The organism is Nonomuraea sp. WAC 01424 (genome assembly GCF_003947315.1).
Lineage (GTDB): Bacteria > Actinomycetota > Actinomycetes > Streptosporangiales > Streptosporangiaceae > Nonomuraea > Nonomuraea spiralis.
This window is the reverse complement of sequence record NZ_QHHZ01000019.1, coordinates 19,645-39,584: the sequence shown is the minus strand read 5'-3', so window position 1 is coordinate 39,584 and position 19,940 is coordinate 19,645. Positions and strand designations below refer to the sequence as shown.

At 69.0% G+C, this 19,940-nt stretch carries 16 protein-coding genes; all 16 read right to left on the bottom strand.

Annotated elements, in window-relative coordinates:
- Positions 1–68: 68 nt before the first annotated feature.
- Positions 69–794 carry a hypothetical protein gene (locus tag DMB42_RS41765; protein ID WP_125644804.1) on the bottom strand — a complete coding sequence of 242 codons (726 nt, stop codon included), beginning with the start codon at positions 792–794 and terminating at the stop codon, positions 69–71.
- 38 nt (positions 795–832) lie between these two features.
- The gene (locus tag DMB42_RS41760; protein ID WP_125644802.1) at positions 833–1,021 is read right to left on the bottom strand and encodes a hypothetical protein; all 189 of its coding nucleotides are present in this window, start codon (positions 1,019–1,021) and stop codon (positions 833–835) included.
- Positions 1,018–3,657 carry a hypothetical protein gene (locus DMB42_RS41755; RefSeq protein WP_125644800.1) on the bottom strand — a complete coding sequence of 880 codons (2,640 nt, stop codon included), beginning with the start codon at positions 3,655–3,657 and terminating at the stop codon, positions 1,018–1,020. Before DMB42_RS41755 ends, DMB42_RS41760 begins: the two co-directional genes overlap by 4 nt.
- A gap of 69 nt (positions 3,658–3,726) precedes the next feature.
- A complete protein-coding gene (locus DMB42_RS41750) occupies positions 3,727–5,373 on the bottom strand; it encodes an SMP-30/gluconolactonase/LRE family protein (RefSeq protein ID WP_125644798.1) in 1,647 nt (548 codons plus the stop codon).
- Between the two features lie 10 nt (positions 5,374–5,383).
- Positions 5,384–6,895 carry an IPT/TIG domain-containing protein gene (locus tag DMB42_RS41745; RefSeq protein ID WP_125644796.1) on the bottom strand — a complete coding sequence of 504 codons (1,512 nt, stop codon included), beginning with the start codon at positions 6,893–6,895 and terminating at the stop codon, positions 5,384–5,386.
- A gap of 179 nt (positions 6,896–7,074) precedes the next feature.
- The gene (locus tag DMB42_RS54460; protein WP_221762583.1) at positions 7,075–8,409 is read right to left on the bottom strand and encodes a DUF4157 domain-containing protein; all 1,335 of its coding nucleotides are present in this window, start codon (positions 8,407–8,409) and stop codon (positions 7,075–7,077) included.
- Positions 8,410–8,413: 4 nt separating this feature from the next.
- Complete coding sequence (locus tag DMB42_RS41735; RefSeq protein WP_125644794.1) at positions 8,414–10,318, bottom strand: phage tail protein; 1,905 nt, start codon at positions 10,316–10,318, stop codon at positions 8,414–8,416.
- A gap of 2 nt (positions 10,319–10,320) precedes the next feature.
- Positions 10,321–11,886, bottom strand: a complete 1,566-nt coding sequence (locus DMB42_RS41730; RefSeq protein WP_125644792.1) for a baseplate J/gp47 family protein — start codon at positions 11,884–11,886, stop codon at positions 10,321–10,323.
- Positions 11,887–11,909: 23 nt separating this feature from the next.
- Entirely contained in the window at positions 11,910–12,245 is a 336-nt protein-coding gene (locus DMB42_RS41725; protein ID WP_125644790.1) for a GPW/gp25 family protein, read from the bottom strand.
- Between the two features lie 19 nt (positions 12,246–12,264).
- Positions 12,265–12,759, bottom strand: a complete 495-nt coding sequence (locus tag DMB42_RS41720; RefSeq protein WP_125644788.1) for a hypothetical protein — start codon at positions 12,757–12,759, stop codon at positions 12,265–12,267.
- Between the two features lie 4 nt (positions 12,760–12,763).
- A complete protein-coding gene (locus tag DMB42_RS41715; protein WP_125644785.1) occupies positions 12,764–13,351 on the bottom strand; it encodes a phage baseplate assembly protein V in 588 nt (195 codons plus the stop codon).
- Positions 13,352–13,374: 23 nt separating this feature from the next.
- Positions 13,375–14,484 (bottom strand): phage late control D family protein, encoded by a 1,110-nt coding sequence (locus DMB42_RS41710; RefSeq protein ID WP_125644783.1) that lies wholly within the window; start codon positions 14,482–14,484, stop codon positions 13,375–13,377.
- Between the two features lie 38 nt (positions 14,485–14,522).
- Positions 14,523–15,071 (bottom strand): hypothetical protein, encoded by a 549-nt coding sequence (locus DMB42_RS41705; RefSeq protein ID WP_125644781.1) that lies wholly within the window; start codon positions 15,069–15,071, stop codon positions 14,523–14,525.
- Positions 15,072–15,075: 4 nt separating this feature from the next.
- Positions 15,076–15,762 (bottom strand): hypothetical protein, encoded by a 687-nt coding sequence (locus tag DMB42_RS41700; protein ID WP_125644779.1) that lies wholly within the window; start codon positions 15,760–15,762, stop codon positions 15,076–15,078.
- Positions 15,759–17,798 (bottom strand): ATP-binding protein, encoded by a 2,040-nt coding sequence (locus DMB42_RS41695; protein ID WP_125644777.1) that lies wholly within the window; start codon positions 17,796–17,798, stop codon positions 15,759–15,761. Before DMB42_RS41695 ends, DMB42_RS41700 begins: the two co-directional genes overlap by 4 nt.
- Positions 17,795–18,613, bottom strand: a complete 819-nt coding sequence (locus tag DMB42_RS41690) for a DUF4255 domain-containing protein (RefSeq protein WP_125644775.1) — start codon at positions 18,611–18,613, stop codon at positions 17,795–17,797. The genes DMB42_RS41695 and DMB42_RS41690 overlap by 4 nt, the downstream gene beginning before the upstream one ends.
- Positions 18,614–19,940: the final 1,327 nt, after the last annotated feature.

Here is a 19,940-nt window from a genome sequence, read left to right as displayed (position 1 = left end):
CTGCCGGCCCGAGTCGCCGTTCCCGGCGACGCCGCCGCGCAGGAGGCCAGGGCCGCATTCGCACCCGCTCAGCTCTCCAGCGCGGCCACCCGTGCGGTGAGGGCGGCGCCCGCCTCGGTCAGCCGCTGGACCTCCGCGGCGTGTTGATTCCTCAGATCAGCCACCTGTTGCTGGACCGCTTTCGTGAGGTCCTGTTCCACGGCGGTGATTCGGCCCAGGACGTCGACGTTCTGTACGTTCAGGACCCCGTTGACTCGGACGTCCCCCTGGAACAAGCCGGCCGGGGACCCCTGAGCGTAGATGCCGACGCCTTGACTGCTTATCGCCTCGACGCCGCGCCCGCTCGGCTCGTTCGAGACGGCGAGCACGCCGGCCTCGCCGCCGATTCCGAACACCCCGAAACCGCGCTCATTGAGGCTCTGTCCCCAGACGCCGATATGTCCCTGGCCGAGCACCCCGAGGGCGCTGGGATTCTCGTTGATGCCCTTGACCCCCGCGGCGCCGCCTTTCCCCATCCCGAGGACGCCGTGTCCACTTTCGCCGACACCGAGCACTCCGGAGCCCGTCACACCGGAGCTGTGCCCCATCAGTCCCGCGCCATCGTCGGCCTGGCTGCTGCCCTTCACCCCGTTGTGGCCCTGGCCGTACACGCCGTCGCCACCGTTGTCGTTGACCCCGGCGACGCCCGAGCCCCCGGATTGCCCGCACATTCCGATGACACCGTGGAACTGTACGCTGTCGCCGCGGACTCCGGCCTCGCCCGCGGCGGTGGTGCTTCCGTGAAGCGCTGTCATTCTTCTTTCCTTCCGGTATACGTTTCCGAGCACCTGGGCTAAGCCTGCTGCGCCTCCCGCGCCTCCTCCGCCTGGCACAGTTCTTCCAGCACCTGCATGGCTCCGCTGATACGCAGGAGCGTCTCCCGGAGAAGCGCGTCCTGCCGCACCACGTCGCGCAGTTGCGCCTCGCCGAGCTGGTATTCCCGGGTCAGGTCCGCGAGCCGTTCCCGCAATTGATCCATCATGACTTTTTCCTTTCTCTCTCGACTTCCCCGCGACTCCTGATTCCCATGGTCGCCGGAAATCCGTGTTCCTCGGGATAAAGGAGCATCCCGCGCTCTTCCGCCGGCTTTTCTTTCTCCACCTCGACGGGATGAGCCAGGGCCCACGGATCCTGGCGTACGCCGGTGACCTGCCACGACACCGTGACGTTCGGCTGGTCGGTGCATATGATGAAGGCGTTGTCCCGTACTCCGCCGTCCACGGCGGCCATGGCGAGCCGGCCGATCGGCGTCACCTGGAACCGGTGGTCGCGGTTGAGCGCCTCGAAGTAGTCCGGGAGGGCGACGGTGACCTTGCCCTGGTCGTCGGTGACGGCGACGCCGGAGTACACGTTCAGCATCTCCGGCGATTCGACGAAGGAGTGCGACAAATATTTGCCGGCCGGGTCGAGCGGGTGGTCGATGAGGAAGGTGCCTCCAGGTTTGGTGAAATTGCCACGGATCGCGCAGCCGCCCTCAAGGCTGGAAAACTGTATCACCCGGAAATTGTTCTGGACGTAGACCTGGCTGCCATGGAGGCTGACGTCACCGGCGACATACATCTTGCCGAAGACATCGAAAGTGTCGCATTCGTAGTATGCCCTCGGCACGCGGATGTCCAGCTCCGTGCGTACGTCCAGTCCCGCGCCGGCCCTGACGTTGCTCTGCGCGCTGAGGGGGCCCACCACATTCAACGCGCCCAGCGCGTTCAGGGTGCTGCGGGCGTTGAGCACGCCTTGAGCTTCGATGGTGTTCTGAGTGGTGAGAACGCCCATGACGATGAGGCCGGCGCCGGCCGTGACGTTGCTCTGCGCGCTGAGGGGGCCCACCACGTTCAACGCGCCGAACGCGTTCAGGGTGCTGCGGGCGTTGAGCACGCCTTGGGCTTCGATGGTGTTCTGGGTGGTGAGAACACCCTTGACGATGAGGCCGGCGCCGGCGGTGACGGCGCCGTTCGCGGTGAGAGGGCCCTGGACGTTCAACGCACCCGACGCGTTCAACACGCCCAGCGCGTTCAGGGCGCCGTGGGCGTTGAGCACGCCTTGAGCTTCGATGGTGTTCTGAGTGGTGAGAACACCCTTGACGATGAGGCCGGCGCCGGCGGTGACGGCGCCGTTCGCGGTGAGAGGGCCCTGGACGTTCAACGCACCCGACGCGTTCAACACGCCCAGCGCGTTCAGGGCGCCGTGGGCGTTGAGCACGCCTTGAGCTTCGATGGTGTTCTGAGTGGTGAGAACACCCTTGACGATGAGGCCGGCGCCGGCGGTGACGGCGCCGTTCGCGGTGAGAGGGCCCTGGACGTTCAACGCACCCGACGCGTTCAACACGCCCAGCGCGTTCAGGGCGCCGTGGGCATTGAGCACGCCTTGGGCCTCGATGGTGTTCTGGGCGTTGAGAACACCCTTGACGTCGAGTCTCCCCGCGACCGACACCAGGGTGCCGGTGAAGCTCGCCTCGCCTGTGGTGGTGTCGATGCGCAGCGCCCAGTTCGCGCCGGTGTTGCCCCAGATGCCGACGGTGGTGTCATCGGCCATGCCGATCAAGGCGCGATCGGCGTTGGGCACCCGTTGGTAGAACCAGATTCCGGCACTGGGGTCCTCGCCCTGCCGTACGCGCATCCGGCGGCCGACGTCCAGGACACCACCGCTCACGTTCAGGCCGGCGCCGGCGGTGACGGCACCTTTCGCGGTGAGCGGGCCCTGGACGTTCAACGCGCCCAGCGCGTTCAGGGCACCGTGGGCGTTCAACGTGTCGAGCGCGTTCAGGGGGCCGTGGACGTTCATGCCCCCGGCGGCCTCGACGGTGGCGCGGGCGGTCAGCTTGCCGGTGACGTCCGCGTCGCCACGGGCGAACAGCGTCGAGTGGACCGACACGTTGCCTGTCGCGCCTTCGACGCTGAGCGGTCGGCGGGGGTTGTCGTCCGAGGTCAGAGTGAGGACGACGTCACCTTCCGGGTCGGCCGCGAACTCGGCCATCACGCGTTGCCCGACCCGAAGGTCGGCTCCGCCGGTTTCGGTGGCGGCCCGTAGCTCCAGACGTCCGGTGGGCACGCCCACAAGGCGACGTGTGCCGGCGGACAAGGTCGTGACCCTGCCGCCGTCCAGGGTGAGCCGCGCCAGCACCACCTGCCGGCCGTCGTCGTCACCGGCCGGGATCAGGCGCAGCCACGGCGCGTGCACGAGGACAGGCGGGTCTTCGGGGCTTTCCTGTTGCAGCACCTCCAGCCAGGTGACGGTCAGGAGGCGGTCGCCGCTCACCTTGGCCGTCCCGAACACCACTCCGTCGTCCGCGACGCCCGCGGTCAGGATGTCGTCGAGCTGATCCGGGTCCGCGGCCGGGTCGACGACGGCCGCGCCCCCCGGCCTCAGGACGATCAAGCGGCCTTCCGCGTCGATGGCCGTACCCGGGCTGATCCTCAACCCGACCGGCTCTCCGGTCACCTGTACGGCCAGCCCCGCGGCCACGCCCCAGGTGAGGCAGGCGGCGTTGCGGGCCTGATCCATGGGCAGCAGATAGTCCTGCACGTCCGTATGACTCTGAACGTTGCCCGTGGCGCCGATGCGCGGGATGTACAGGTCGTGGTCCCAGTACTCGCTCCGCTTCAATGTGTTGTTGCCCATGGAGTTCCCCCGTGGCGTAGAGATGGACGGGACACCGACCGAACCGATGTCAGCGTGCGACCATGCCGCTCATGGCCGGTGAGGGGGTACGAGCCTGCGTTCGTCGTGCGGAACGAGTGTGATCATGAGTGGACTGGTCAGCAGGCCCCCGGCACTCACCGTCGTCTGCTCACCGGTCTGCGGATGGACACGGATCACTCCGCCCTTGTGGCCGAAGGCCTCGTGGTCGGACACCAGGATCGAACCCGCGGGTTCGACGGCGATCCCCCAGGGGGAGCGGAAGAACTGGCCGGTGGACACCACCGTCTTGTTCCCGGTCGTCGGGTTGAACCGGAGCAACCTGCCCGTACCGTCGGTGGAGACGGCGTCGGTGACCAGGATCTGGCCGTCGGGCTCCACGGCCAGCCCGACCGGTCTGCAGGGCGGATCGAAGGTGGTCAGGACGGTCGGCTGTCCGGTGTGCCGGTCGACCCGGAGGAGGGCGCGCGGCTTGTCAGGTGACATGCCCTGTTCCACGACGAGGATCGTGCCGTCGGCCTCCAGTGCCACGCCGGCGAAATCACACTCGCTGTCGGTCAGCACGGTTTTCTCGCCGGTGTCCGGATTGACCCTGATGAGCTGGCCCCTGCCGTGACCTTTGCGTCCGGTGTGGGTGAGCAGAACCTGGCCGTCGTCCTCGATCACCAGCCCCACGTGGAATCTCCCCAGCGGGTCGCCGGAGGCCACGACCGAGTGTTGCCCCGTCATCAGATCCAGCCGGACGAGTGCGTCCTCGCGGACGATCAGAATCGTCCCGTCCGCCTGGATGGCCACTCCGGAGGGCGCCGCGATGTGATCGCCGGCGAGCAGTCTCACCTGCTTCCCCGTCGTCGGATCCACCCTGATGACGCCGCCGGCGGAATCCCCGTCCGCTCCGGCGGCGTCCCGGTCGGCGAGCAGGATGGTGCCGGGGGCCAGCCGGGCGACGGCCGTGAGCGTGACCCGGTGATTGTGCCCGGGCGTCGTCTTCGCCTTCGTGTCGTTGCTGGTGGCGTCGTAGACGGCGTGAACGGTGGCGGGCCCCGGCACACCGGTGAACGTCACGTCCAAGTTGGCGCACGCGTTGGGTCCGATGCTCTTCGGCACGGCGCTGAGGACGAAACCCGGGCCCGGCTGGAACCCTTCGCCGTCCCCCATCGTGAGTGTCCCGGTGCCACGGTTGGCGACCTGGAGGCTGCGCCGGGCCTCCTGCCCGACGTCGACCTCGAAGTCGAGCGTGGGCGGCAGGTCGATCCACGGCTGCCGGCTTTCGGCGTTGTGGTCGGCGACCACCCAGACGAAGTCACGTGCCGCCGCGTCGTTGTTCACCAACTGCAGCCGCCATTTGAGAATCTGACGAAGAACGGTGACCCGGACCAGATAGACGTCATCGGCCTCCGCGGCCATGTTCGCGTTCGCCGCCGGAGGCGACCCCTGGGGCCCGTTGAGGAGCACGACCGGCGTGGGCGAGATCGGCACCTCCACGACATCCCCGGTGTCGGCCTTCAGCCGGACCGCCGGGTGCGGGGGTCCTGAGGGGCCACAACCGGCGCCCACCTTGACGATCCTGATCCACATGTCCCTGCGCCCGGTCGCCGTATCGAGCGCGGACAGTTCGGTGAACTCCAGCAGCGAGGTCGCCGCCCCCGCCTCCAGGTGCTCCGGGGCCGCCTGTCCAATCGGATAGACCTCGAACACGTCATCCTCCTCAGTGGGACACGACGGTGAAACTGTCGTCACTCACCGCGGAACCGACGCAGGTCATGACGCGGATCCGTTGTGGTCCCACTGCCTGGAGCGGAACCGTGACGACGATGAGCTCGTCGTCGACGCTGACCACCTCTGCGGACAACGTGCCGAAGAAGACCGATACGGGCGGTGCGTCGAAGTGCCTTCCCGACAGACGCACGCGGTCGCCCGCCCTGCCCGTGTCGGGAGTGAACTGGGCGCCGGATGCGGCGAACTCCGGGTCCGCGCCCACGATGAAGGGCTCTCTCGTGGTGGTGACACCACCAGCCGTGGCGATGTTGATGGGCACCTGTCCGAGCAGGCCGCCGGGGACCTTCACCACCAGGCCCTCCGGTACGAGCCTGACGATTTCCGCCATGGCGTTCGTTCCGAACCACACCGCTGAGGTGATGTCGAAGTTCGTGCCGTACAGGGTGACGTCGACGTCCTTGCCGCCCGATCGCGGGGTGAACTCGATCGCACCGCTCCGGAAGGCCGGGCGTTCGCCGCCTTGGTCGAGGCCGAAGACGGTGTCGCTGGTCACCGAACCGCCGGCGGTCTCGATGGTCACCCTCGTCACTCGTGGGAGGCCTTTCGGCACAAGGGTCCTGATGGTGGTCGCCGTGGTCTCTACGACCTCTGCGGGGACCGAGCCGAAGAACACCTTGACCATGTCCTCCGCGTACACGTTGAAGTTGCGTCCGCTCAACGTCACGGGTGTCGAGGCGGGGCCGTGCACGGGCGACACCTGCCTGAGCGGGTCGGGGTCGAAATACGGCCGCAGCAGCAGTCGTGACATCAGGTCGAGCTGGCGTTCGATCTCGGTGAGAGGCAGGATGGTCCGCCGGAGATCGGTGATCATCTGGGATTCGATCGCGGGGTTGCCCGCCTTGCGCCGCAGCAGCGCCAGCGGCAGGTACGTGTGCCCGGGCGGAGCCTGTGCGGGCGGCTCCGTCTTTCCCTCGGCGACCTGCACCACCCACGAAGGGCGAAGCCGTACGGACGTCTGCATGCCGATGTCGCCGCGGTTCAGCAGATCCTTGTCCGTCGAACCGTCCACCGTGCTCATCGACACGTCCAGGTAGACGACGTCCTCGCGGAACGGGCCCTGCCCGGGATCCGGTGTCGTCAGCTCGGGAAGCTTCTGGGAGCTGTATCTGAGCTTGGTGAAGTTCCTCACCTCGACGCCGCCGACGAGGCACACGTCCGACACCGAATTGCCGGCGAGAATCCAGAAGTCGTTGTCCGACTCCGCTGCCGGCTGGTCGGGGTTCGCCGGGATCGATCGGATCTCGAAAACCTTGGATCCGGCCGAGATGCCGTCGCCGACACAGCTCGAGACGATCGAACTCAAGGTGGACGAGACGAGGTCGTGCTGCAGGTTCAGATCACGATCGAGAACGGGCACGCCCTGTTCGATGTGCACCCCGACATAGCCCTTGCTGAGGCACTGCTCCAGAACTTCGGACGGTGGCCGGGAAAAATCCGCCATCGCTCACCTCGGTGGATCCTCACTCGCATGGACAGTCGATTCCCGAGGTGAAGGCCCATCTTCTCGCCGAACCGCTCCTCTATCTCTATACGCTTTTCCGGCGCGAACTAACGACCCCGGGATGCTGATTCAGCAGGGTCACGCCAAGAGCGGGTAAATCGTGCTCCGCGCCGTGCGGGTCACGCGCCCTCCTGTGCGGCGAGCTGGTCGGCCTTCAGCCACAACTCGTTCCACTCGATGGCGATCTGCACGGCCGTGACTGCGGCGAGCCCCAGGTCGAGCAGTTCGCCGAAGGGCAGCGGCCCGTCGGCCAGCGCGAGCGCCGCCGCCGCGGCCGCGCGCACCGCGAAACGCTCGATCACCACGGCCCAGAAGTGCCGCCACGCCGCCTTGCCCACGATCACCCGTGCTGCCGCGGCGCCCGCCACGACGACCCCCGCCGCCATTGCCTTCCGTCTGCGGGCCTCGGCCCGGATCCGCTCTTGCTCGCGACGCCGCTCCTCCTCGGTGACCCGCCTGGAGCGGGGTGGGGTGAGAACGTGGTAGGCGAGCAGCCCGGGCGCGCACCACTGCGTTCTGATGATGAAAGGGCCGGCCACGATGGGGCCTTGCGGTGGGTAGGTCTCCGGGGGCATGGGCACGACCCCCCGGATATCCTTTCTCGTGCGCCACGCCTTTTGGCCGGCATCAAGGCTGTTGCCCTCGCCCACATATTTGGCGAGTTGAATCTCCCCGTCGACCAGGCAGACGAGCGCGGCCGGCTTGATCTCCGCCACCTCAAGTTTTTTGTTCGAGGTGATTCTGGCCAGGTCGGGCACGCCCATCCCGGCCATTGGACCGGACGAGCCGAACTCCTCCGGCGGGATGTCCTCCTTGAAGCCGCCGCAGATGCCCTCGGTGCGAATGGGGCCGGCCGAGGCGCCCGGGATGCCGATGGACACGGCGCCTGGCACCCTGCCCCCGAAGTCCCGCTTGATGAGGTGATGAACCACGGTCCCCGCCAGCACGACCTGGAAGTCGGGGAAATCCACCGTCGAGCAGGACAGGCCCTGCCGCCTCACCCGGCGGCTCGGAGCATGGTCGTGCTGGACGACGTGTGCCAGTTCGTGCGCCAGCAGCCGCCGGCCTCCGGGTGTGTGCGGCTGGTAGGCGCCCTCCCGGAAGAAGATCTGCCGTCCGACCGTGACGGCCTGGGCGCGCATCGTCCTGGCGAAGCCGGCGGCGGCGCTGTCGGTGTGCAGACGGACGCCGGCGAAGTCATGGCCGAAGGCCCGGCCGAATCCCACCAGGTCGTTGGCACGCTGCCCGCTCGGGCCGGCCATCACCCGCTCGGCCGCCGCGTCGGCCGCCACCTCGTCGGCGTCGTACGGTTTGCTGACGGTCCACGTCTCGCGTCCGGCGAGCTGCCCGCCGTCCGCGTACCTGCGTACGTCGAAGCCGCCGCAGCCGCACTTCTGCTCCGCGGGTTCCGGCTTGTCGGCACCGCGCCTGTCTCTGGTGATGTGCGTGAACATGCGGCTACTCCATCCAGATGAAGACCGGGCGGGTGGTCACGGGCACGAAGTCGGCCAGCGCTCCCCTCAGCCTGGCGACGGTCTCAGCGGCCTGGTGAGCGTCGACGGCGGGAGGCGGTGTGAGGTACACGCCGATGGTGTCGTCGGCGATGTGGTCGGCGTTGGTCCGCCCGTTGTCGTACAGGTAGGTCTGGAAGTCGGCGAAGCTGCCGCCCAGGGCGAGTTTGGCCTTCGCCGTGGTGTCGACGGTGGTCGTGCCGGCGTAGCGGTGGTCCAGGGTGCGGGTCGCGGCGTAGACGGAGCTGGAACGCTCCACGCTCTGGTTGGAACGGTAGAGCAGCAGCGTGCCGTCGGCGCCGAGGTCCACCGGCAGGGGGGCGCGCCGCGTCGCCGGGCTCGACCCGACCTGCTCGGCCTCGCCCCAGCCGGTCGTCAGGGTGTTGTGGCTGATCGACCAGCCGCCGTAACGGGTCGTGCTCCAGAAGAGCTCGACGCCTCCCTCGATCGCCCGCGCGGCAGGTTGACGATCATGGTAGTGGCCGCTCTTGGGCAGGTCGTACACCGGTGACCAGTCGCCGGTGGACAGGGCGAGGCTGCGGTACGCCACGCTCGACCAGGTCTGCTCGGCCGCGCCGGTGTCCCGGATCGTCCAGAACAACCACAGCCGATCGTCCGTCATGAGCGCGAAGAGATCGTCCAGACCGTGCCCGGCGGGCAGGGAGCCCGGCTCGGGCAGCTCCCATTCCGCGCCGTCGTGCCTGTTGAACCGGATGGCGTCCTGCTCCAGCCAGAACAGCCACACGCCGCCGGCCGCGTCGCTCACCGCCGCCGGGCGGCAGCGGTCCGTCTCCTGGTCCATGAACGCCTGCGGCGGCGACCATTCGTCATCCTCACGCGTGCTGAACGACAGGTACCGGAGGCGGTGGACCGGGTCGTAACCCTCCCAGAACAACCACAACCTCGCACCCTGCCGGGCGACGGCCGGGTGCTGATCCAGGCCGTTCCGGTCCACGACCGGCGCGCTCGCCTCCCACTGGCCGTCGCGCAGGCGCTTGGCCCACAGGTCCCAGCCCCGCCGGCGGTACGTGTGGTAGATGATCAGCAACGAGCCGTCGGGCTCGCGCACCGCCGCCGGGCGGCCGTCGTAGACGAAGTTGACCGACGTCAGCGCGGGCTCCAGCCACTGGCCCGCGCCGTCCCGGCGCAGCGACCACAGGTTCAACCGCTCCGGCTGGTTGGTACGGGCCACGTTGTGGGTGAACTCCTTGGTACGCCCCGTCCACGTGCTCACCCGGGCCACCGTGGCGTCGAGCGCCGCGATGGTGCCGATCGTCCGGTAGAGGTGGGCGGCCTGGCGGACCTCGTTGCGCTGGGTGGCCACTGGCGCGCTGCGGTCGGTCGGCCACCCGATCCACTGCGCCAGCAGCGGGAGCAGGACTCCGTCCACCCTTCGCAGGTCCTTCGACGACAGCAGGGAGGTGGTGAGGCTGTAGAGCCGGTCCAGCTCGCTGCCCGGCAGGTCGAGGAAGCGTCGAAGGTAACCATGCTCGGCGTCGTAGCGGTGGTAGAGGGCGGGCAGCAGGTCGTACATCTGCTGGGCGAGGCCGTACCGGGACAGGGCCATCGCGGAGATCCGGTTGCCCGGGTCCGCCTCGTACGCGCCGGGGTCTCCGTCGAAGGGGAACAACGTGTAGTAGTAGACGGTCTCGCCGTGCAGGCCGGTGTCGGTGACGGCGGTGAGGCCGAGCCCCTCGGCCACGAGTTTCCCGTCGGAAGGGCTCGTCGGATGGGTGTCGCGGCGGCGTACGACCCGTACTCCCGTCAGGCGGTCCGGTTCCGGTGTGCGCCAGGCCAGATCGATGCGGTTGCCGCTGGAGTGCGGGGTGGCGGTGAGGTCGAGCAGCCGCATCGTCAGGGCCTTTCCCGCTCGGCGATCTCGACGTTGATCCCGGTGGCGTAGGCAGGATCGGAGGGGATGACCGGAATCTCGTTGGGGCCCAGTTCGATCTTGCCGAAGGACTCGATCGTGTCGGTCTCCTTGCCGCCCGGCGCCCGCGGGTCGCCGCGCCTGAACTTGGTGATGCTGACGAAGAGCACCCCGGCGGTGTTCTGGATCTCCTCGTAGAACCTGCTGAGGTAGAGCGGCTGGGCGAAGTCGACGTGCTCGAAGGCCAGCAGATCGGCGGCGGCCCGGCGTACCCGTTCGAGCACCTCCGCATCGGCGTACGAGCTCTCGACGCCGATCTTCGCGCTCACGTAGATGGGGACGTAGTCGACGTCGACCACCTCGACGATCTGGTTGATCATGCGCTTGTCCTCGAGGTACCCGAGCAGCCCTTCCTCCAGCACGTCACTGACCTTGCCGCCGCCCTCGGGCGCCACGCACAGCGTGACCCGGTTCCAGCCGGTCGGCACGGCTCGTACCTTGGCCACGCCCTTGAACCGCAGCGCGAGCGCCTTGTAGTCGCCGACGGTCACGGCGCGCTCCAGCGAACGGAAGACGGCGGGGGCGTGACGGACCGCGTGCTCGATGTCCTCGCGTTCCGCGCCTCCCCCGGCGGGCTCCGGATTGCTGACCTTCGCTCCCAGTCCGTCCAGCTGTGGCGCCGCGACGATGGTGTCGATCTCGCCGGCGGCCACGTTGCCCACGAGGCCGCCCCCGACGCGATAGGTGGCCAGCACGACCGCTCCGGCGGGCGGGACCCGGCCGAGCAGGCCGTCACCGAACAGCACGGTGGCCCGGTCCTCGGCGTCGATCTCCACGACGTAGTCATGTTGGTCGGCCTGGCTGAAGGCCAGGGTCTCGCGCGCGGTCCACTGCTCCGTGCTGCCGCCCAGCCTCGTCTGGATCAGCAGGTCCCCCGCCGCCTGCGGGCGCCTGATCAGCCTCGGGTGGGTCAGGGGAAAGTGCTGGTTCGCCGTGCCGTCGGAGGTGCCGAGGTACTCCTCCGAGATGAGCCGGCCCTCTTCGACCGGGACACCGACGAACACCTTGCGCAGGGTGCGCCGGTCCGGCCGGATGGCCCCGAAGTCGATGGTCAGCGGCGCTTGGCGGGTGTACTCGAAGCGCAGGCTGGGCCGGTCGCCGCGGCTACGGGTGGCGAAGGCGTCGCCCCTGGAGAGCGTGACCGTGTCCTCGACCGTCGCCGGCACGCTGACGCTGAGCACCGCCGCCGCCGGAGCGCCGGTGCCCAGTTCGTAGCCGATCAGGCGCAGGTGGTCGATGACGCTGCGCCTGGTACGCGCGGTGCTCAGGAAACTCTCGTTGGCCACCCGGTCCTGGTAGTAGCTGAGGATGTCGCCCATGTGGGCGAACAGTTCCAGCAGCACGTTGCCGAGATCGGCCTCGTCGGCGAAGTCCTTCCACTGCTGCAGCCGGTCCGGGATGAGGGCGCGCATGGACAGCAGGAGGGACTCGTAGTCCCGTGCCAGATAATCGACGGCGGGCCTGCCGCCCACCTGCCTGATGGTGGCCATGTGTGCCTACCCGTCCCTCCAGATCAGCTGAAGTGGACCTGGACGGCTCGCCGGCTCAGATCTTTGCGGCGAACGTAGTCGATTTCCACACGCAGCATCTCCTCCTGCCCCTGCACGTCCACCGCCGACACCACCAGCTCGTCACCCAGCCAGCGGGTGAGGGCCTGGCCGATGGTGAACTCCACAGCGGCCGCCGTGATCGGGTTGTTGTGATCGAAGACGAGGTTGAACAGACCACAGCCGAACTCCGGCTGATTTACCCGCTCCCCCGGCGCGGTGAACAGCACTTGTACGATCTTTGTCCGCAGGTCGGCATCGTCATCGAACCTTGGCGCGAGGCTGCCGAGCGGTAGGCTCACGTCCTCCTCCCGCCGGCCGTCAGTCCGTACACGTGAGGTAGGCCTGGCCGCGGGCGCTCACCTTCGACCCCGCTGGAGCGCCGATCCCGCTGCACGTGTCGATCAGGTCGCCGTCCAGCAGGACCTTGACACCGTCGACGGTCAGCAGGGCACTGCCGGCAGCCGCGTTGGGCACCCCGATGCCCAGCGGGGCGTCGCTGATGGTGAGCGAGGCCGGGACGGGCTGCGGCGCCGGCGGCACGAACCCGGTGCCCTGCGGTCCCGCGTGCTTGCCCGCCGGGGTGGTTTGCCCCGGGTCCAGCGTGCTGCGGCTGGTGACCAGGGCTATGGGCACGTCGTTGACGGTGACGAAGTCGCTGACCTGGTCGGTGATCGCGCCGACGTAGTCGAAGGCGCCGACGCCGACGTACGGGACGGTGGGCGGCGGCGGGGCCGGATTGGTCGCCTGCCCTTGCACGTTGTGCTGGTCGGTGCCGCGCACCGGATCGCCCTTGACGACGACGAGCCTGGCCATCGGCTCAACCCCGCACCAGGGCGAGGGCGGAACAGATGATCTTCACCGGCATGCCCGCGGCGTTGATGGTGAGGGGGGTCTTCGCGATGAGATTCATCTCGGTGCGGGTCAGTTCGACCGCGTTGCCCGTCGCGTCGATGATCTTTATGCCGTCGCTGTCCATAGTGACCGTGTGGCCCTGGCCGCCCTCGCGCAGGGTGACCGACTCCTTGCCGTCGGCGTCCTCGAACTCGAGCGTGTGTCCTTTGACCGTACTGACGATCTTCTTGGTCGGTCGCGGCCCCACCGTGGCCGGTTCGGGCATGTCGCCCTTGTTCCAGTAGACGCCGACCCAGATGGGGAACTCGAGGTCGCCTTCCTCGAACTCCACCCACACGTGGGCCTGCCGCTCCGGCACGAAGACCAGGCCCTGGCCGGCCGCTCCACCGTAGGGCAGGCAGGGCGTGGCCCAGCCGGTGACGACGTCCGGGCCGAGCACGCTGGGCACCTTGACTCTCAGGCGGCCGAGCCCTGCCGGGTCCTCGTTGTCCGCCACAATGCCCCGATATTTGCCGTAGAAACGACGCTCGGCCTGTTCCACCAGGCCCGCCACGACGTTCTCGATTTCCGTTTCCGTCATGTTGTCCCCCCGATCAGGGCGGCCATGGCGCCACCCGTCGTGAACTGTTCTCTGCCGGTGAGTTTCAGGCCGTTGCGCCTGACCTTGAATGCCTGCACGTAGCCGTCACCCGTGAAGCTGTGCGTGACGTGCGAGACGTAATAGACACCGCTGTTGGCCTCACCGATGCCCTTGATCGTCACGGTCCCCCGCGGGAGGAGTACGGTGCCGTAGCGGTTGGCCATGACCTCGCCCTCTCCCGTGATGAACCATTCCGCCTTGTCCTGCAGGCTCTGGCACAGTGCCGTCATCTCCTGCAGGCCGGTGGTCACCACGTGCCCGACGCGGAGCACGCCGGGCCGGTCGGTGACGCGTCTGGCGCCCAGCGCCGGCAGCCGGCCGGGCTGGGCCTTGGCCTCCAGGATGTCGCCGTTGAAACGGTCGAGCTGGGTCATGCTCACCCCGGTGGGAGCGAGCGCCTGGGCCTGGAGTCTCAAGGTGCTGAGGTTGGTCTCCGGTCCGAAGTGCGCGGCGAGCACCGGCTGCGGGGACGCGTCGGTCGCCGGCGGGCCGAAGTGGCCCACGTCACCGTCCACGTAGCAGTCGAACCCGTTGCGCGACGCCAGTCGCCGCAGCAGGCGGATGTCGCTCTCGCGCTGGACGATGGTCGAGACCTCTTCCTCATGGACCACGTCGGTGCCGGTGACCCGGGGAGTGAGCCCGTACTGGCCGAACACCTCGGTGGCGATGTCGCTGTCGCGCTTGTTGGGCCAGGCTCGGAGCCGGTCGTCGCGGTCCATGAGCACGCTCGCGTCCATCCCCCACACCTCCAGGCGGCATTCGTTCAGCTGGGCCCCGAACGAGGGACGCAGGTGAGTGATGTAGCCGGAGATCAGCCGCCGCGCGTCGTCCTCCAGGCCGGCGGTGATGACGACCTTGCGCCACAGCGCGAGGCGGTCGTCGTCCAGATGGGGCCAGGTGCCGTCCGGACGTGGCGGCAGCGCCACCGTCAGGCGGAACATGGCCGCCAGCCGGTCGTCCAGCTCGACCTCCAGGCTGATCAGGTCCTGGTAGAGCTCCTCGATCTCCGCGCCGTCGAATTCGACGCGCAGGCTGTCGTGTTTCATCGGCCCCCGCAGGAGGACGCCGGGCGGCGGCTCATGGGCTACCGCCCGCCCGCTGCCGGATCGGCCGCCGCCGGGATCAGGATGGACGCGCCGATCCTGGTCCGTTCGGCTGGGATCCCGACGGTGAACCCGGCCGAACAGATGACCTCGGCGATCCTTTCGGCGCCGACATCCAGCCGGTTGTGCCTGACGAGCAGGGCCATGTTCCGGGGAGGTCCGAGCTCGTCGATCACGTTGACGTCCACCACGCCCACGGTGTCCGCGAGCAGCCGCAGCGTCCGCCCCCAGGGCGGGCCGGTACACGGCTCGGAGACCGGGAAGCAGGTCGTGACCAGTGGTTCCCCGCCCAGCAGGGCGAGCGGGGACAGGTAGTCGGGGTTGGCGTCGCAGATGCGCCAGTAGTGCAGCGACTGACCGTAGTAGGTGAAGGCGAGCCGGTCGAGCCGATCGCCCGCCTTGATCACGTGGGTGAGCACGGCGGGAGCCTCGGGCAGCGGCCGCAGTCCTGCCGCGACCGCTGTCTCTCCCCGCGCGTCCGCCACCACCTCGTCGGGCACCGCGCGATAGCGCGACATGTTGCTGAACATCGGCTCACCCCGGGATGACGACGTGCTGGAGGTCGGTGAGGTTGGCCAGGTTGAGCACGGACATCGCCTCCGTCATGGCCTTCGTGTACATGTAGGGCACGTTCTTGCCCTCGATCACGGTCATGCTGATGGCCACCGTGGCTCTGATCGGGTTGAGGTCGGTGCTGAACTCGGTCTCGGTGATGTTCATGGAGTTGATGTTCACCGGCAGGATCCGTTTGCGCCCGAAGATGAACAGGAGCAGCGGCGGATTGGCCGACCGGGTGAAGCTGAACCCCTGTGCCGCCTTGCCGAGCAGCAACTCGGCGGCGCCCGCGAGCAGGCTCTCCTCCTTCGGCTGCACCATCAGCTCCAACGTCGCCAGCTGCGGCGCGATGCCGAACTGCTCTGTGATGGCGTCGCGCTCGTCGAGCCTGTCCGTGGCGTCCAGCCGCAGGTCGAAGCCGATCGTCTGCTCCTCCACCGTGACCACCTGCTCCTTCTGCAGGGCCAGGAGGTCGGAGTTCTGCCGGTGGAACTCCCGCTGGGTGTCCGCGGTCGTCCCCTTCGGCAGGGTGTAGCCGAGCGACCTGTTGCGGGTGAGCTGCTCCGGGTTGAACTGGAACGCCACGAAAAGCGGCGGGAGGCTCAGCCCGAACTCCACGAGAGCGCCGCGCAGGATCTTCGGCTTGCCAGGAAATCCGTCACTCATCGCTCGTCCCCCGGCCAGAGTTTTCCGATCTTCTCGAACTCGCTGCGGGCGCCCAGGAGGATGTGCCGCCGTTCGATGCCGCCGCCGTCGACGGCGGCCAGGAAAGCGGCGTTGAGCACCACGTTGGCGATGTTCCCGCCGCTCAGCGGGAACCGCCGGGCCAGCTCGTCGAAATCGACGTCCGGCGCCACAGGGGCATGCGGCGGGAACGACGTGCGCCAGATCCGCGACCTGGAGTCGACCTCGGGAAACGGGAATTCCACGATGAACCGCAGGCGCCGGGTGAACGCCTCGTCGAGATTCTGCCGCAGGTTGGTGGCCAGGATGACCATTCCCTCGTGGTCGTCCAGCTTCTGCAGCAGGTAGCCGGTCTCGATGTTGGCGTACCTGTCATGGGCGTCCGACACCTGCGTACGCTTGCCGAACAGGGCGTCCGCCTCGTCGAAGAAGAGGATCGCGTGGGCCGCCCAGGCTTCGTGGAACACCCGTGCCAGGTTCTTCTCGGTCTCGCCGACGTACTTGCTGACCACGCCTGACAGGTCCACCTTGTACAGGTCCAGGTCGAGGTCGTGCGCGAGGACCTCGGCGGCCATCGTCTTACCGGTGCCGGGTGGTCCGCTGAACAGCACGGTCAGCCCTCCGCCCCGGCGGAACCCCCACTCGCGATGCACCCGGAAGTGGTGTCTGACCTGGTCGCCGATGGCACGCAGCTGATTCGCCCGATCCTCCGGAAGCACCAGGTCCCGCCAGCCGCGCGCGGGGTCGATCCGTACGGCCAGACCGTCGAGCCTGCCCCCCAGGTGACCCCGGCAGGCGGCGGACACGTCGGCGAGGGCGAGCGGCCGGTCGTCCGGCTCCATGAGCCGGTGGTTGTCGGCCAGGGCGAGCGCGGCCCCGATGCGTCGCGGCGGCAGCCGGAATCTGGAGACCAGTTGCTCCGCCCACTCCTGCGCCTCCTCGGTGTGCGCCCCCAGGTGTTCCCGCCACGCGACCACGGCTCGCCGCGGGTCGGGCGCCGGCATGGCGAGCGAGTGGAACAGCGCACCGGGGAAGTCACCGCCGTCCCACGGATGTTCGCCGGTGAGGAAGGTCAGCCGGCCGAAGTCGGCCACGGCCTCCCTGAGCTCGGCCAGGAGAGCGGGCGGCAACGTATCGGCGGCCGGAAGGCGGATCGCCGCCTGATGCAGAACCCCTTCCCGCAGGCAGGTCCGCAGCAGCCCGCCGGTGTCCAGCGCACCGGCGTCCGCGCTGAGCAGCGGGATCTCCAGATGCCGGCACACCTGGGCGGCCAGGTCGAGCTTGCCCGAGCCCGCCGGCCCATGCAGGTGGAAGACGATGGGACGGCCCTCGCCCGACCAGTGGTGCTTGATCAGGCGCAGGACGCCGTCCGCGAGCTCGTGGCCGACGTCCTGTCCGTCGTGCTGCCGCAGCTTGCCCACCAAGGAGGCGTCGAGCTCGTTCAGGCCCATGAGGAAGTGGCAGATCCTCGGGTCCACCTTCAGGAACTGGGCCAGCCCCGAGGATCCCGACGGGCTGGCGGGGTCGGCCACCGCGTGCAGGATGCCGGTGCGCAGCAGCGGCGCGTTCTCGGAGAAGCAGCTTCGGGCGGCCCACCTGCGATGTTCGGACGGGCACAGCAGATGCAGGATCAGGTCCACGCTCGGCCGTCGGCGGGTGATGTCGTCCTGCAGGTAGGCGTACAGGCGGTCGTACTTGCGGCGCAGCTCGGGCGCCAGGCAGATCACCACGATCCGCGTCTCCAGGGCCGACAACCCGAACAGGCTGCTCAGGGTGGGCAGCGCCAGCCACACTCCCTCGGCGAGGCTGCGTTCCACCCTGGCCACGATGTGCCCGTCCAGCGGTCCGTCGCCGGCCGATGCCTCCGCGTCCGGCCGGCTCAGCAGCGCGTCGATCTCGCTGCGGGCGGCGTCGTCCGGCTCCGGGCGCCCGGCCTCCAGCCGGGCGTGGATGAGCCGGTCCAGGTGATCGAGCTCGTCGGCCAGGTGCTCGAAGTTGTCGGCGTACGGGCGTGTCATGGTGCCGCCTCGTACAGGAACGTGCGGCGGAACATGCCCGAGATCTCGACACGGACCTCGTACAGGCCGGGAGCGAGACCCGGCGGCAGCGGGCAGGTGAAGGTGTCGCCGGTCAACGGCCCTCCCGCCGCCAGGGGGATCCCCCCGAACCAGATGCTGACCTGCCACCCGCCCAGGTGCGTGCCCGTGAAGGCCAGCTCCGTGCCGGCGCCGGTCATCTCCGTGATCACAGGCGGCTTGAACGAGACCCTGGGCTCAGGGACCCCGACCCGGCGGACCCGCTTCGGCACGGGATGCGAGCCATCCGGCGAACGATCGATCTGCACGGTGGAGACCCGGTACGGCACCGACAGGCGGAACGGCTGGGAGAAGGCACTCCACAGGTTGGTCAGCTCTTCCCAGCCGGATTCGTCGCTGACGATGTTCAGGCGCTCCCGCGCGGCATGCAGTCCGGATTCCAGATAGCGGGTGGGAATCGTCGCGTGCTCGGAGAAGATGCGCATGGCTTCGCCGAGCAGCTGCTGCGCGGTGACGTTGCCCATCTGATCGTCGTTGGGGGCGTAGGAGGTCAACACGTAGAACAGGGTCAGCGAGAGCGGCGGCGGTACGATGCCGTCTCCCTGCGCGGTCCAGTCCTGGTTCTTGAGGAACGGGTTCTCGACGAGCTTGTACAGGAACAGGTTCAGGCGCCGGTCGAGGCCCTGCTCGTCGGGGGCGAGGATGGTGACCTTGGGGGCCGGACAGAGACGGAACTCCTCCAGCAGCAGCTTGCGGAGGGAGGCGCTGACCATGCCGATGGCCGTGGAGTCGCTCATCGAAGGATCCCCACGTGAAGCCGGCCCACGTACCTCCGCTCCCAGAACGCGATCGTGCCCCTTGCCGACGCCGACCCGGCTCCCCGGCCGGGGAGCGTACGAGGTGGGCCGGCCGGTCTGGCGTCGGCGCGCTGCTGCGGGTCGGGAGACGGGTTGTGGGTCGGAACGGACACGGTGGCGGCGGGCATCCTCACGGCGGCAGGTTCGGACCTGTTCGGCGGGGCGGGCGGCGCTTCCGTTGTCGCTCCTAGGGACGTCCTTATGCCTTCCCGCGGGACCCTGCCGATGATCGCGACCCGCTCCCCGGGCGTCGGCGTCGGGTCGGCGGTCTCATCTGCACGTGTCGGCCGGCGACGGCCGGGGACCACCAGGACGGTCCGCCCCGCTGCGGCAGAGCCGGCCGACGCCGGCGGCCCTCCCGCCCCGGGTCCGGAACGGTCCGGCACGGCGTCGCTCGCGAGCCTGCCCGGCCTGTCGTGGGAAACCCGCCCGGCCGCTGACACCGACTCGCCCGATCGGCTCGCTTGTCTCCCGCTTTCGTACGTCAGGACAGGCCCGCCGGGGACGACCTCCGGCACCACCCCAGCAGAACCGGCCGCCTGCGAACCCGGCGAACGAGAGCCCGAATGATCCCCAGCGGCACCGGCAGCCGACGACGCCCCTACACCGGGGCCGGAACGGTCCGGCACGGCGTCGCTCGCGAGCCTGCCCGGCCTGTCGTGGGAAACCCGCCCGGCCGCTGACACCGACTCGCCCGATCGGCTCGCTTGTCTCCCGCTTTCGTACATCAGGACAGGCCCGCCGGGGACGACCTCCGGCACCACCCCAGCAGAACCGGCCGCCTGCGAACCCGGCGAACGAGAGCCCGAATGATCCCCAGCGGCCGGAGCCGGCGGCACCCCCACGCCGGGTCCGGAACGGTCCGGCACGGCATCACTCGCGAGCCCGCCCGGCCTGTCATGGGAAACCCGCCCGTCCGCGACGTCGGACACCCCGACCGGCCCGGCCGGTGACACCGACTCGCCCGAGCGGCCCGCCTGCCTCCCGCCTTCGTACGTCAGGACAACGGCCACGGGTGGTGAGGCATCCTCCGGCACTGTCCCGCCAGGGCCACCCACCTGCTGCTGCCCCGACGAACCGGCGGTCGATCCCGGGCGATCCGCAGCCACACCGCCGACCGGCGCCGATGGCATGCCCTCCTCGGCGACGTCGGACACCCCGACCGGCCCGGCCGGTCCCGTCCGCCCGTCAAACCTGGGGATAGCAGCGTGCGGTGAGGCGACCTCCGGCGCCGACCCGGTGGTGCCGGCCGGCAGGTGTGCCGGCC